Genomic DNA, 15,114 nt, shown 5'->3' on the forward strand with positions numbered 1-15,114 from the left:
AAGAAAGAGAAAATTACTCGAAACTATCCTGTTTGTAGTTCGGAGGCATTTTGATTATTGGCTTCTACAGGTAAGAATCCACCTGCCTGCATTTTCCATAACCTGTAGTAAGCACCACGGCGTGCCAGCAGTTTGGCATGAGTACCATCTTCGATAATGCGCCCTTGGTCAAATACCAAAATGCGGTCTAGATGGGCAATAGTAGAAAGTCGATGAGCCACCACGATCACCGTTTTTCCATCCATTGCTAAGTCTAGAGTGTCTTGGATCGCTTTTTCGGTAATGGAATCGAGACTGGAGGTAGCTTCATCCAAAATCAGAATTGGTGCATCTTTGAGGATTACCCGCGCGATCGCAATCCTTTGTCTTTGCCCTCCAGAAAGTTTGACACCGCGCTCACCGACCAAAGAATCATACCCTTCCTGAATCTGAGCGATAAAATCGTGAGCATAGGCCTGGCGTGCTGCCTCTATCACTTCTTCGTTGGTGGCATCTAGTCGTCCATAACGAATATTTTCTATCAATGTCCGATGGAACAGAGACGGATCTTGAGGAATCAAGCTGATCTGGGAGTGTAGGGCATCTTGCGTCATGTCTCGAATATCCACCCCATCAATCAGAATCTGTCCAGATTGGGGGTCGAATTGACGCAAAATCAGATTGACGAAGCTGGATTTCCCAGAGCCAGAAAAGCCAACCAGTCCGACACGCTGGCCTGGTTGGATAGTTATAGACAGGTTGTCGAATACTTTTTTACCAAGAGAGTAGCTAAAATTCACTTGGCGAAACTCAATCTGTCCCTGAGTGATTGAGTGGGCGATCGCACTATCACGATCAATGATCTCATGGGGTTGAACAATAGTGAAGACACCATTGGCAATATTGCCGATATGTTCAAAAAATTCTAGAAACCGTTTACTTAAATTGCGGGCTTCACTAATGATTAACAGCGACAGACTGGTTGCTACGACAAAATCCGCCGTTGCGATCGTTCCCTGACTCCAAAGTGAGAGCGAGTAATACAAAGTCCCAATTTTCAGGACTGCTGCTGAGATAAACTGAAACCAGCGGATTCGCTCCGAGTACCAGTTGGATTTTCTCACCTCTTTGAGTTCGTCCCTTAATTGCTCATTCAAATAGCGTCGTTCAAAACCCAGGCGAGCAAACAGTCGGCTACTGGTGAGATTTGTGACTGCATCCACAATGATGCCAGTTGTTTCACTTCTTGCTGCTGCGGCTTTTCGGGAGTAAATTCGGCAGCGAGTTGCCAGCCAGAACGAAATACTGATGAAGAGAACTGCCCACATCCCCACGAATCCAGCAAGTGGAGGATAGACGCGATACAGTAATATCGTCGTGACAGTATAGACTATGATTACTGGCATAAATTCAGTAATCAGCATTTGCATCGTCTGAGTCACACCCAGAGAAGTTTCGCTAATCCGATGTGCCAATGCCCCAGAAAAACTGCTGCTGAGGTAACGGTGAGAATGGTGCTGTAAGTAGCTATATAGAGAACGGACGATGTGTTGTCGGTGGATCGGATGGAGGATAGTCTGCAAAAGTCCAGCTGCTCGCCCGAATATCACTTCACCCACACTCAAGGCGGTGAAAAGCATCAGGGGTTGGCTCATGGCATCAAGAATGGGTTTGCTGTCGGCCGCCTGTCGCGTCACACCCCGGATAATCTCACCAATGGCATAAGGTAACATGATGCCGCAGGTTGCGTGTATTACCTCCAGAATCACCATTGCCACATACCACCAGCGGAACTGGTTAACGAAATAGCAAATGAACCGAAATGGAGTTGCTGGCAAGTTGGGCGCATCAGCAGCACGTTGAAAGGATTTCGATTGTTTGGACTTTTTCTTCATGAGAGTCAATTTCGTAGCATCTTATCTTTTTAGGCTTCTCCTTAACAACTCAATTGAGTGATGCATTTGTACAGTGCGTAAGTCCTAAGAATTACTGAAACAAAGCACTAGACCATAATTTCTGATGGTGTGATTGCAGCATACAAATCAGGTGGAAGTAACGCATCCTGAATGTTGATTTTCTTTGGTATGACACCCTCTTGAAAGAACAAATCTGCTACACGTTGTTGTTCCGCGATCAATGCAGGGCTGAGTCCTCTACGTCCTGCAAAAGAGCGACGAGACATCACCCTTGCAACTACATCTTCATCGAGCTTTTGTTCAGTGATCATCAATTTGGCTACTTCGTCTCGATTCACGTCTGCCCACTTATCAAGAGCATGAAGCTCCTCAATAATAATTTTTAGCAAGCCAGGATTTTCTTGGGCAAACTTCCTGTCAGAAATATAGTAGCCCCCAGGAGAATCTAGCCCCACAGAATCTTTGATGACTCGAATTCGACCCATTTTTTCAGCGATCGCATAATGGGGATCTCCTGTCATCCAAACAGGAATTCTCCCTTCGAGAAACGCACCCCGCGCCTCGATAGTCGCCATACTTTTGATTTTAATATCTTTGATTGTCAAGCCGATTGACTGCAAAGCTCTAAGAATAAAATAGTGCGATGCCGAGCCTTTTTGAAAATAAACTTCTTGCCCCTTAATATCCTCAAATTTCTGAAGGGGAGACTCTGGAGGTACAGCAATCACACTACTTGTCCCTGTCGTTGCGGTTCTTTGTGTACCGACGACATAAACAAGGTCTGACCCAGCTACTTGGGCAAAAATTGGTGGCGTTTCTCCCACCGATCCCACGTCAACTCTTCCCCCAGCCATCCCTTCCATAAGTTGTGGCCCTTGGGCAAATTGCGCCCATTCCACCTTAATCCCCAACGGTTCCAAGCGTTTCTCTAAAACTCTGCGATTTCTGAAGAGATCCCCTGCACTCTGATACCCCATGCGGAGAACTTTCGTTTTGATACCAGAGTAATCTAAACTGGCAGTAGTACTGTTTATCAAAGAAGATTGTGCCAGATTCTGTGGACTTTTTTCGCTACAACTTCCTAACAGATATGCCATAGAAAAACTACATAGACCTGATGTAGCAAAATTGAGAAAACGACGGCGTTTAATCATAGCTATTTTATCCATGAGATATTTCTGATTTGAAAGAATTCTGGTTATTTTTTACAAAAAATTCGGGCGTTGAAATGCTTAAATATTCTGCTTTGCAAACTTTATACAATTCAGAACAGCCCGAAATCCTTCATGTGGTAGTGCGATTGATCATGTCTGAACGACCAAATTTCTAAGCCGATAATCCTTAACGCAGAGAATCTCCTCTACGATATTTGGCGGTAATGTCGTCTAGCTTTTGTTTCAAATTGTCATCGAGTTTGAGTTCTACAGCCTTGAGTGTGTCAGCAAGTTGTTCCGGTCGGCTAGCACCAATAATGGGAGCAGTAATAATGGGATTAGCCAGTACCCAAGCCACCGCTAGGCTAGTGAGCGACAATCCAGCGAATTCCGCCACTGTACGTAATTCTTCCACAGTATTGAATTCGCGATCGCGCCAGTATCGTTCTTGATAACGTTCTGCGGCAGTACCCAAGGTGAAACGAGTCCCTGTGGCGGGGCCTTGAGTGAGATTGTGTTTGCCAGTGAGTAGACCGCCAGCTAAGGGATTGTAGGAAATTACACCCAATCCTTCTTCTTTGGCTAGAGGCAAGAGTTCTCGCTCGATTTCGCGGAACAACAAATTGTAGCGGGGTTGAATCGAAACAAAGCGAGTCAGATTTCGCACATCGGCGCGACCCAAGGCGCGGGCGAGTCGGTAAGCCAAGAAGTTAGAAACCCCGATATAACGTACCTTGCCAGCGCGAACTATCGTGTCCAATGCTTCCAGAGTCTCATCAAGAGGGGTTGAGGCATCGTCAGAATGCAATTGGTAGAGGTCAACATAATCCGTTCCCAGCCGTCTGAGGGAAGCATCAATCGCATCCAAAATGTGTTTGCGCGAAGCACCCTGATCCCAAGGTGCAGGGCCAACCTTACCTACAGCTTTGGTAGCCAAAATAAAATGTTCGCGTTTGCCTTTGAGCCAGCGCCCAATAATTTCTTCGGTACTTCCAGCAGTAGCTAGTCCACCTCCAAGAGGATAAACGTCGGCTGTATCGAGAAAGTTAATGCCAGCATCGGCGGCGCTGTCAAGGATTTGTCTGGAAGTTTCTTCATCTGTCTGGAATCCGAAAGTCATTGTACCGAGACAGAGACGGGAAACGGTCAATCCAGTTTGACCGAGTTTAGTTGTTGGTAATGTCATGTTAGAAGAGGAAAGGAATTCTACTTAGGCTACTACAGACGCTTGACGACGGCTCTGTGAAATCAGCCATTCTTGCAATTTCGGGTCACTGTATACTTCATCGGCAATAAAATGATCGCCTTCCGGCAGGACGGTAAAATCTACTGTTCCCCCAAGTCCGCGCAAGGTATCGACAATCTGCTGTGCATCCTCAATCGGTAGTTTTTCGTCCTTTCCCCCTTGGAATATTTGGATAGGAATGTCCTTAAGGGCAGCTAGTTGGCTTGCTTCTAATGTTTTGGGTACACGACCAGACACTGCTACCAGACCAGCAAAGCGATCGCGGTGAGAAGCAGCGATATGCCATGCCCCAGCCGTACCTAAACTGAATCCAGATAAAATCACACGGGACGGATCTATGGGTTGGGAGGTAATGAGATTATCCAACAAAGCAATTACGTCAGATTCTCGATCTACCCAAGTTTGTCCTTCAGGAAGTTGGGGAGCTACAAAGACATAAGGTAACGAGCTTGACTCATCTACGAAACGAGGTAAACCCCATTTGAGCAGCACATTTAGATCATTACCGCGATCGCGTGCGCCATGCAGAAATAACACAAGAGGCGCGGGTTTTTTGGCATCATCAGAGACAGGCGAGAAAAGATAAGGCAGTGAAGCGGAACGGTGTTCGATAGGCATAGCTATAATTCCTCAAGTGTGTGTTTGATTTAGGAATTGGGGACTAGAAATCATCTAATCCCCGTGACTAGTAAAGTTCCCTCAGACTTCTTCCGTGATTTACGCCACTACAAGCTTCTTATCTACTTGTGGGGACGCACTTTCACTGACTTTGGATTCAATCGCTGTACCCTTGAAGAAATCGGGGTTCGCTTGGGTGTAGAACTTGTAGGGATTAGTGGATACATAAGCCTTGAAGTCGGCTTCAGAAATCACACCTTCTTGTACCAAATCCCAGCTTTCCGCTAGTGGATCGGTCAAATCTGGTACATCCCAGTGACCAACATCTGAGGAATAAATGGCGTTGATTTTCACACCCAAGGGATTGGCTTTGTCGTTGAATGCTGCTGCGATGGTGCGATCGTCAGACTCGGAACCAAAGAAGAAACTATTTACCCAGCGATCGCGGATGTCTTCAATTGTTTCAATCCCAGCTGCGGCAAAATCTTCTAGTTCACTACCAACGGGTGAGCGGCTGTGACGGTTGAAGGAAGAACCTAAGACACTCTTTTTCAATTCCTCTTTATTCAGAGGATGTGCTTCCAGGAATTCGCTACCAAAACGCTCGAACAATACGAACAATTCATCAGAATTGGCGTTATCTGGGTTGTAGTTTTGCAGTCCTTTGAGGTTGCGCTTGGAGAATCGATCTACTAAATGAATGTAAACGTGAGCGCCCCAATCTGCACCGCCTTCAAGCATAGCTACGCGCAACTGAGGGAAACGTTTGGTAACACCACCAAAGAACAATGCCTTGGCAAATGCTTGGGAACCATCGGCGAAATGACCGATATGGTTGTTCATGTAGTTACTGATGGAGGAGCGTCCAGTCCAACCTTGACTGCCGTAATGGGTAGTAACGGGTACACCTAATTCAACAGCCTTCGCCCAGAATGGATCGTAGTCATATTCACTATCCAATCCGTAAAAGTCAATGTAGGAGGCATACTTGGCGATTTCAGGATATTGATCTGCTGGATATTTATCAGCGATCGCCTTAATTGGCCGTTTCACACCACCAGGAATATTTGCCACTTTCAGCCCTAGTGTTTTTACTGCAAACTCTAGCTCCTCAACGGCTTCTTGAGGATTACCCATCGGGATACCAGCTACAGGTGTCAAGCGATCGCTATATTTCCGGTACAAGTCAGCATGATAGTGATTGACGGCCCGTTGCAGTGCTTGACGGTTCTCTTTACTTGCTCCAGCTGGTGCAAGAACATTATTCGGAAACAGTACCGAATAATCTGATCCCTGCTCCGCTTGACGCTCATAGAAGAGTTCAGGAAGAGTATAAGTAGCAAGATCCAAAGTATTGCGGGTTACTCTCGCCCACCAAGGCGATCGAATTGTGCGGTTGTACTGGCGTTCTTCTGGAGTTTGTTGATACCAGTCTTTACCATTGCTCTTGGAATTGAGACGAGAAGCTTCCGCCTTGCGTAATTCATCTACAAGTTTCGAGCCACCGTATTTAGCAATGTAATCCTCAAGCGCTGGAGTGAAATCATTGGTATGAACATCAGTGTCAATTATCGGATAATCAAGGTTTGCTTTGATTGCCGCGGAACGGGAAGTTTTTAATCTGCTATATTCAGTCATGATTTTTTCCTTGAATAAATGACAGAAGTAGTGCTGAGAAATGAGTTATGAGTGCTGAGTACAACAAAACAGACGAGAGTTAGTTGATATTTATCGCACACTGACTCACCACAAGCTGACTTTTCACGGCATCTGGAAAACCTCTCTCTAAATCTCTCTCCTAGAAGGCTACGGTGTACACACATCTCTATGCTGAGTGCAAAATGTGGTTTGATCCCCCTAAATCCCTTTCAAAAGGGGGACTTTGATTTTGGTTCCCTTTTTTAAGGGGGGTTAGAGGGGATCGGAACGATACGCGATAAGGTTATCAGACTTGTGTATACACCGTAGCCTAGAAGGAGAGAGACTTTGAATTTTCCCCCTTCCCGCGTCGGGAAGGGGGTTAGGGGGTTAGGTTTTTAGTGGACTTTTCCACATAACGTGAAAAGTCAGACCACAACAGCATCTACAGCACTCGAAACTCACTACTCTTTTTGCTTGTAGTAAGGACTTTAGTCCTGAGTTCACCTAGTGTCTGCAAGAGAGAACTAAAGTTCTTACTACGAACGAATCCTATTTATTTACACCAAAACCAATCTCTCATTCGCTTGTTTGACAACGAATTGATTACCCGGACGACGCAGCCCCAAGTTTTCCCGCAAAGTACTACCCTCATATTCAGTACGGAACAGTCCGCGTTTCTGGAGGATAGGAACGACCAAGTTAACGAAGTCATCCAACCCTGTAGGCAAGATGGGCGGCATGATATTAAAACCATCTGCTGCACCGTTGTTAAACCATTCCTCTAGTTGGTCAGCAATACTTTCAGGAGTACCAAGGATAGTGCGATGACCTCGTGCAGTAGCCAGAGACAGATACAACTGACGCAGTGTGAGAGTCCCGCGAGTAGCTAAATCCCTGACTAATTTCAGACGACTCTTATTATTATTGGTGTCGCTTGGTAGTTCAGGAGCTACATCATCTAAAGAGTATTTCGACAGATCCACACCTTTGTAATAGTTCTTTAAAATACCCCAAGCTACATCAGGATGAATCAACGATTGCAGAAATTCGTATTTCTCTTGGGCTTCTTCTTCAGTCCGGCCAATGATTGGGAAAGCCCCAGGCATGATTTTCAGATCGTCTGGAGAGCGTCCATATTTCGCCAACCGACCTTTGACATCAGCGTAAAATTCCTGGGCATCGGCTAGGGTTTGATTGGCGGTGAAGATTACCTCAGCAGTACGCGCAGCTAAATCCCGTCCAGCTTCCGATGCTCCAGCCTGCACAATCACCGGATAACCTTGAGGTGGACGACCAACGTTCAACGGGCCTTTGACAGAAAAATGTTTACCTTTGTGGTTGAGTATATGTAGTTTATCCTGGTCGAAATAGATGCCAGATTCTCTGTCACGGATGAAAGCATCATCTTCCCAGCTATCCCACAACCCTTTCACCACTTTCACAAACTCTTCTGCACGTTCATAACGTTGACTATGTTCCGGGTGATGCTCAAGACCGAAATTACTTGCGGCATTTTCGTTACCCGTGGTGACTACATTCCACCCCGCCCGGCCTTTACTTAAGTGATCTAGCGAGGCGAACTTCCGTGCCAGGGTGTAAGGTTCTTCATAGGTAGTTGAAGCAGTGGAAATAAAGCCAATGTTTTGAGTTACAGAGGATAACGCCGAAAAGAGTGTCACCGGCTCGAAATGGACAAGCTTACCGTTGCGTCTCTGCGTTTGAGGATCGCCACCCCAAACTCCTGGGCTGTCCGCCAGAAAAACTGCATCGAACAAGCCACGTTCAGCGGTTTGGGTAATTTCTTTGTAATGCTCAAAATTAAAACCCGCATCTATTTGTGCATCTGGATGTCGCCATGCAGAAACATGATGTCCAGTGGCTTGAATAAATGCTCCTAAACGAAACTTACGTGTTTTGCTCATCTGCTTTTCTTTTTTTTGGATAGATAGTACTGCAAGGCGGAAGTCAAAAGTCGAAATGAATACAAGTTAATGCTTCCAAACTACTTGGATTGTTGCTGTGAGTTCTTCTGTAAAGTGACCAGAAGGCTCAACTGCTAATAATGCTTCTTTGATATCTGCTTCAAATTCTTCGGCTTTATCGCCATAGAAAATTTTCAAAGAGAAGGCTGTGGTGTACAAGTAGCCAAGATAGCTGGAGACTGTCCAAGATTTTTCAAATGGCACCTCATACACTTCTTGGCGGGCAAATTTTGAATTGGCAATTACAACTTCGTGGGGAGGATCAACTGATTTACGAATACCCTGTCCTCGTTGTCCAGTTCGTCGCTCCTCACCTAACCATTTTTTCACTACTTCTATGGCAGCCTGTTTCCAGGGTAGAGAACTTACCCAAGGATTATCACCTGTATTGAGCAGTGCGATCGCACCATCATCTGCCAACAATTCATAAAGGCGTTCTAGTACAAGTTCCCGTTCCATCCAGTGAAAGGCTCTGCCAATGGTAGCTAGTTTAAATACCCCTAAACTAGGGTTAATCAGTTCTGCGCCTTGTTCTAGCCAAGTAATATTATTTGCTCCTACAACTGCTGCTTGGCGTTGCGCTTCCTTGAGCATTTCCGGATCGGGATCGATCGCAACTACTTCCTGAAATTTGGTGCTGAGGGGAATGGCAATTAAACCTGGCCCAGTACCCAAATCAAGCAGTCGTCCCTGACCATTAAGATGAAAAATTTCGGTTAGTTTGTCGAATACAGCAGGTGGGTATTTAGTTCTGTATTGAGCGTAAACTTCAGCAGCACCCTCAAATAATGTTGGGTCGTAGGTAGGAAGTGTTTTCAGTTGGGTCATAAGTTGGTTTTTTGGTTAATCAATCTATATTTAGGGATTGGGAAAATTATTCTTAAGATTTCTCTAGTCTCTGTTGGTAAGACAAATCCAGAAAAGAGTCCGCGTAGTCCGATAATTCCGACGTTCTTCTCAAGTTTGTTTAAACCATTTAGAACATTGATAAGGGGTTTCATTACTACTTGCGCTAAGTACACGATCAATCTTTACCCCATCAATATTGTTCTGTGGCTCTGGCTAAGTAGTCGTCCTCAACTGTATACATTAGATGAAAGTCTACTTTACTGATTCATTGGCTTTTACTCAGCAACGCCAATTGCTACAAGTCGGGTAATCTGCCCACGGTGCTGTCTCCCCAACGTAGTGGCTTCACCCTGTGGGAAGCCCCAAAAGTGTCTACAGCACTCAGCACTTTCAAGCTAGACGGTCATCTGAATAAATCACACAGCGAGGGCATGAAAATATTTCTTTGCCCAGTCATCCGTCATCAGTTCCTATTTTCAATTCAGTCAGCCAGTAAATGAAATGCTGTAGTGGATTTCTCACAAAATACTATAACTTGATTGATTTACCGTATTTTGCTCTGTAACAAAGCTTTTCATACTTCCTAGAAAAATGCAAGTGCCCTTAACACAAGTTGGCCAATAAAATCTTGTAAAAACATGTCTTAAGAGACTTGCTTTTTATTTTATTTTATGCAAATATCCAGAATTAATAGCGAAACACCTAAATATCGATAAGCTTTTAGTAGTTTACTGGTAACTACTAATTTAGGTTGACACAGTTCTCAGAACATCCCACTGTGAGCCTTTCTTGCCTCGTCTGTAATCTTTTAACACCATTTATCTTTGCCAAAAGCTGTTCGTAAACCAGAATTCAGAATCGATGAAAACTCCATCCATAAAGGGATGGAGTTTTAAAAAGAATAATTCTGTAAAGCAATCTATCTGAGAAATATTGTCCACAAAAGATGTGTAATCGGGATGTAAAAATCCTGTGGGGTGCTAGCGATCAAAGATTTATTAATTTTCTGTGCATAACTCAAGAACTAATGTTTAATGTTTTGTGGAATTACGGGCTAGTTATCCCAGCCTTTTTGAATGGATTTTTTATCTTTTCGTCAGCCGCACTTGCTGCTGAAATGCCAAATATATCTGAACCAAAATCAGAGATTAGAGGAATTTCCCCAAACAGCGGAACTCTCCTTATTAAACCGACTCAGGCTGGATTTAATCAAATTGCCAATGCAGAAATAATCAAAACGCCAGATTTTTCCCTATCCCCAAAAAAAAGTTTACTCTCCCAGCGGACTTTAACAAATCAAGATAAACCTCTAGGACAAGTTACATCTGTTTCTGAGTTATCTGATGTTCAACCTACAGATTGGGCATTTCAAGCTATACAGTCTTTAGTTGAGCGTTATGGTTGCATAGCCGGATACCCAAGCGGTGATTTCCGGGGGAACCGCGCCTTGTCACGCTACGAATTTGCGGCTGGATTGAATGCTTGTCTCGATCGCATCAACGAGTTGATTGCTACTAGCACCCAAAACTTAGTCACAAAAGAAGACTTGGCTGCTTTGCAAAATTTACGAGAACAATTTGCATCCGAACTGACAGCGTTGCGAGGTAAGCTTGATACCTTGGAACAACGTACATCTGAGGTAGAAGCCAATCAGTTTTCTACAACGACCAAATTGGTAGGTGATGCGATATTTTTGGTGGCTGATACATTTGGTGATCGGGCCAACAATACCCCAGCCAATGATACAGAAGATAGCACTAACACCTTTCTTGCCTACCGCGCCAGGCTAAATTTTCAAACTAGTTTTACTGGTAGAGATCAACTCACAACGCTATTGACACTTGGTAGTGCTATCCCTAACTTGACAAGCACTACGGGAACCGCAATGACCCGTTTTAGCTTTGATAGCGATGGTAGAGAAGGAACATATCTGAGTCAGTTAGTATACCGTTTTCCAGTAGGTAGCCAAGGTACTGTCTGGGTAGGAGCTAGAGCGCTGCAACCAGCTATTTTTACACCAACCTTAAACGCCTCAATTGGTGGGCTAAATGGTGCTGCTTCCAGGTTCGCAACATTCAACCCTACTATCTACCGGCCTGGTTTTGATGGTGCTGGCGCAGCTTTTGCATACAAGTTTAGCGATCAATTGCAATTAAACGCAGGTTACATAACTAATGATGCTCAAGCCAATATCCCAGAAGGTGATAGTAATGGATTCTTCAATGGCAACCATCTCGCACTAGCTCAGTTGACCATATCACCTACTCGTCAGCTAGATATTGGTATTACCTACGCCCGTAAATACTTTGGTACTGGAGCTTTTAATCTTACTGGTGGGACAGGTAGCGTGTTTGCTAGAAATCCTTTTGAGCAAAACGCTACCACTACTGATAACTTCGGACTGCAATTTAACTGGCGAACTAGTCGTCGCTTTCATTTAGGTGGCTGGTTTGGTTATACCCTAGCTAATCAGCTAGCCAATGGTGATAGTGATGCAACTATTATCAATGGTGCGCTCACTCTTGCGTTTCCAGACTTGTTTCAAGAAGGTAATGTAGGTGGAATTATCGTTGGTGTACCGCCTAAGGTGACTAGCAGTAATTATCGCCCAACACCCGCAGCCCCTCTCCGACAAGACCAAGATACCTCTTTGCATTTAGAGACTTTTTATTCCTATAGGGTAAATGACAACATCCGAATTATCCCTAGCTTGTACCTAATTACCAAGCCTGAACATAATGATGCCAACGATGCGATTTGGGTGGGTTCTCTCCGCACTACCTTTACTTTCTAGTCAGCAACTCACAGGAAAATCCCATAGCCAAAGCTGAAAAAGGAATATTCCCCACTTCTTCTTGGGAGTTGCTTTTTACTTAATTTCGTGTAAGATGTCTTTAATCTACGGTAATTCGCTCAATATGTAGTAGTTTAAAGAAGAAATACCCGAACGACAAGGTAATTTTTTGGGTTTGTTCTCCTTGCTTCCTGTTCCTGTCTCGGTAAAACAAACATACATAACACCAAACCTATTCAGTCCTATTGACGAAATAGGCGTTAATGAGAACTTCATAAAACAACTAATTGGTAGCTTATGACTATTACTCTGAAAAAGACTAAAAGCAGCGAAAAATCCCTAGAAGCAATATTCAACAACAAATTCGCCGATAAAATCATCCCTTGGTTAGTGCCTTTTACAGTGCTACTACTTTGGGAAATTGCTTCCAGAACTGGTTTACTTTCCAGCAGAATTCTTCCAGCACCAAGTAGCGTAGTTTTTACGGCATTTAAGTTAGCCTCAACTGGAGAGCTTTTCCAACACATGGGAATCAGTGCCGCACGCGCTATATCAGGTTTTATCGTTGGCGGTGGAATTGGCTTTATTTTGGGATTAGTCACTGGTTTTTCTCGCATTGGAGAACAATTACTGGATAGTTCCTTGCAAATGCTGCGTACTATTCCCAACTTGGCATTAATTCCGCTAGTAATTTTATGGTTTGGAATTGGTGATCAAGCTAGATTATTTCTAGTTTCTATAGGTGTATTTTTTCCAATTTATCTTAATACTTATCATGGAATTCGTAGTGTAGATCCCGAACTTATTGAAATGGGCAGAGTTTATGGCTTAAATACATCCCAGCTTTTGTGGCAAATTATTTTTCCAGGAGCCTTATCTTCGATTTTAATTGGTGTCCGGTTTTCCTTGGGTATTATGTGGCTGTCGTTGATTGTTGCTGAACAAATTGCAGCCGATTCCGGCATTGGTTATATGGCAATGAACGCCCGTGAGTTTATGCAAACGGATGTTGTGGTGTTAAGTATTGTTATCTATGCACTACTAGGTAAACTAGCAAATTCCATTGCTAAGGCTCTAGAAAATAAGTTTTTATCATGGAATCCCAATTACACATCTGCTGGGTAAAAATCCCAAATACTCAATAACTGAATCGCTCGATAATCTCTAAAAAAAGGAAAAATCAAAATGGTTTCAAATATACAAGGTTCACAACTTACAATTTTGGGTTTAAGCAAAGTTTTTGGAAATAAAACTGTCTTAAACTCATTAAATCTAGAAGTAGCGCCAGGAGAGTTTATTGCTATTGTAGGACGCAGTGGTTGTGGTAAAAGTACTTTACTACGCCTTGTATCAGGGTTAGATAAACCCACGACAGGCGGCATATTGCTAGATGGAGAACCACTACGCAAGCTCAGTCATTCTGTAAGAGTGATGTTTCAAGACCCCCGGTTACTACCTTGGAAACGTGTGATAGACAATGTGGGTCTGGGTTTGCAAGAAAATTGGCGTGCAAAAGCTGCGTGGGTATTAGAACAAGTAGGACTCAAAGATAGAGCTGGCGAATGGCCGTATGTACTATCTGGAGGACAACGACAACGGGTAGCATTAGCCAGAGCATTAGTAAGTCAACCACATCTATTACTACTTGATGAGCCTTTAGGAGCATTAGATGCGTTAACTCGCCTAGAAATGCAACATTTAATTGAAGATTTGTGGCAACAGAGAGGCTTTACGGCATTTTTAGTCACCCATGATGTAGAAGAAGCTGTGGCGCTAGCAGACAGAGTGATAGTAATTGAAGAAGGACGGGTTGCATTAGATTTACCTGTAAGATTGTCGCGTCCACGAGACAGAGCTAGTGAAGTATTTGTAAATATTAGGGAAGCAGTACTAGAACAAGTTATGAATAATGAAGGTGCTCACGCACATCAATTATTGCAAATGAGTCATTAATACTCTACTTTTAAGTGGATATTTCATCTAGTAAATTAACAAAACCCCAACTACCAAGGGTGGTAATTGGGGTCAAAAAGAGAGATATTCACTTAGTTTTTGTACCATAACTAAGGATTTTTTACTGAGTCATCAATCCCAGTGGTGTAATTGCTTTTTCCAAATCAGCCCCTTGAAAGTTTGCTCCAACTATATTCGCACCAGTGAGATTGGCCTTCTCTAAATCCGCATCAAATAAGTTTGCATTCTCTAAGTTTGCGCCTATGATGCTTGCCTTACCTAAATCTGCACCTTGAAGATTTGCCCCTTGCAAGTTAGTCCCTTGTAAGTTTGCTCGTTCTAAATCAGCACCTTGCAAGTTCGCATTCTCTAAATTTGCATTTTGCAGGTTTGTATCCTTCAGTCTTGCTCCTATTAAGTTACATCCAATACACTCATTGGTTGTTAGTAAATGTCTAACGTTATCAACTACAGATGTTACAGGAACAGGTGCAGATTCTATGGTTGTGGGTGGTGTTAGTGATTGAGCCTTTGCACTAGGTTGTTCGAGCAGAGAAAATCCTGCCACAAGTACCAAAAATACGGCTGCTACTATCCAAGTAGTTAATTTCTGAGAAATTGATTTCTTCATGAGTACCTCGCTATTCAAATTCACAATCTCGACTTTGGCTTTATAGAAATTGTTCATCTAGTGGTTGATATTTACTGTAAAGTAAGTTGATTAATAAAAACAAATATTATTTTTGTTCAAATCGATAAATTAAAGTGATGTGAAATTTTGTTGCTGACAGACATCATTCAAATAAATTCAACATTAGTGGAGTAAAAAACATGAAATACATTAATCTTGGCAAGATTAGGCTGAAAGTATCGCGCCTGTCTCTGGGCACAATGACTTATACCTGTCGTAAATGGCGAGAATAGGTGCTAGAAGAAGAGAGCAGTCCATTGCGGAGGTTTCCTCCGTTGTAAAAACTGCGAT

The 15,114-nt window shown here is 43.5% G+C and carries 11 protein-coding genes; 3 read left to right on the top strand and 8 right to left on the bottom strand.

Annotated features, from left to right (window positions below; genetic code table 11):
• Nucleotides 1–23: 23 nt before the first annotated feature.
• The 7 genes from ACEYW6_RS14825 to ACEYW6_RS14855 form a co-directional block, all read right to left on the bottom strand.
• On the bottom strand, nt 24–1,874 hold the full coding sequence (locus ACEYW6_RS14825) for an ABC transporter ATP-binding protein (RefSeq protein WP_412980296.1): 1,851 nt from the start codon (nt 1,872–1,874) through the stop codon (nt 24–26).
• Between the two features lie 107 nt (nt 1,875–1,981).
• The gene (locus tag ACEYW6_RS14830; RefSeq protein ID WP_412980326.1) at nt 1,982–3,049 is read right to left on the bottom strand and encodes an aliphatic sulfonate ABC transporter substrate-binding protein; all 1,068 of its coding nucleotides are present in this window, start codon (nt 3,047–3,049) and stop codon (nt 1,982–1,984) included.
• Between the two features lie 187 nt (nt 3,050–3,236).
• On the bottom strand, nt 3,237–4,235 hold the full coding sequence (locus ACEYW6_RS14835; RefSeq protein WP_412980297.1) for an aldo/keto reductase: 999 nt from the start codon (nt 4,233–4,235) through the stop codon (nt 3,237–3,239).
• A gap of 24 nt (nt 4,236–4,259) precedes the next feature.
• The gene (locus tag ACEYW6_RS14840; RefSeq protein ID WP_412980298.1) at nt 4,260–4,913 is read right to left on the bottom strand and encodes a dienelactone hydrolase family protein; all 654 of its coding nucleotides are present in this window, start codon (nt 4,911–4,913) and stop codon (nt 4,260–4,262) included.
• Nucleotides 4,914–5,012: 99 nt separating this feature from the next.
• Nucleotides 5,013–6,551, bottom strand: coding sequence for an amidohydrolase family protein (locus ACEYW6_RS14845; RefSeq protein ID WP_412980299.1), 1,539 nt, complete (start codon nt 6,549–6,551; stop codon nt 5,013–5,015).
• Between the two features lie 560 nt (nt 6,552–7,111).
• On the bottom strand, nt 7,112–8,476 hold the full coding sequence (locus ACEYW6_RS14850; protein ID WP_412980300.1) for an LLM class flavin-dependent oxidoreductase: 1,365 nt from the start codon (nt 8,474–8,476) through the stop codon (nt 7,112–7,114).
• Nucleotides 8,477–8,542: 66 nt separating this feature from the next.
• The gene (locus ACEYW6_RS14855) at nt 8,543–9,364 is read right to left on the bottom strand and encodes a class I SAM-dependent methyltransferase (RefSeq protein WP_412980301.1); all 822 of its coding nucleotides are present in this window, start codon (nt 9,362–9,364) and stop codon (nt 8,543–8,545) included.
• A gap of 967 nt (nt 9,365–10,331) precedes the next feature.
• On the opposite strand from ACEYW6_RS14855, the gene ACEYW6_RS14860 reads away from it, so the two are divergent.
• The 3 genes from ACEYW6_RS14860 to ACEYW6_RS14870 all read left to right on the top strand — a co-directional run bounded on the left by ACEYW6_RS14860 (nt 10,332) and on the right by ACEYW6_RS14870 (nt 14,132).
• Nucleotides 10,332–12,179, top strand: coding sequence for an iron uptake porin (locus tag ACEYW6_RS14860; RefSeq protein WP_412980302.1), 1,848 nt, complete (start codon nt 10,332–10,334; stop codon nt 12,177–12,179).
• 297 nt (nt 12,180–12,476) lie between these two features.
• Nucleotides 12,477–13,304: an aliphatic sulfonate ABC transporter permease SsuC gene (gene ssuC, locus ACEYW6_RS14865; RefSeq protein ID WP_412980303.1), complete on the top strand. Its 828-nt coding sequence runs from the start codon at nt 12,477–12,479 to the stop codon at nt 13,302–13,304.
• Nucleotides 13,305–13,364: 60 nt separating this feature from the next.
• Entirely contained in the window at nt 13,365–14,132 is a 768-nt protein-coding gene (locus ACEYW6_RS14870) for an ATP-binding cassette domain-containing protein (protein WP_412980304.1), read from the top strand.
• Nucleotides 14,133–14,253: 121 nt separating this feature from the next.
• Here the strand turns inward: ACEYW6_RS14870 and ACEYW6_RS14875 are convergent, their stop codons facing one another.
• Complete coding sequence (locus ACEYW6_RS14875; protein ID WP_412980327.1) at nt 14,254–14,763, bottom strand: pentapeptide repeat-containing protein; 510 nt, start codon at nt 14,761–14,763, stop codon at nt 14,254–14,256.
• Nucleotides 14,764–15,114: the final 351 nt, after the last annotated feature.

The sequence above is a fragment of the Nostoc sp. UIC 10607 genome (genome assembly GCF_047228265.1).
Taxonomy (GTDB): Bacteria; Cyanobacteriota; Cyanobacteriia; order Cyanobacteriales; family Nostocaceae; genus Nostoc; species Nostoc foliaceum_A.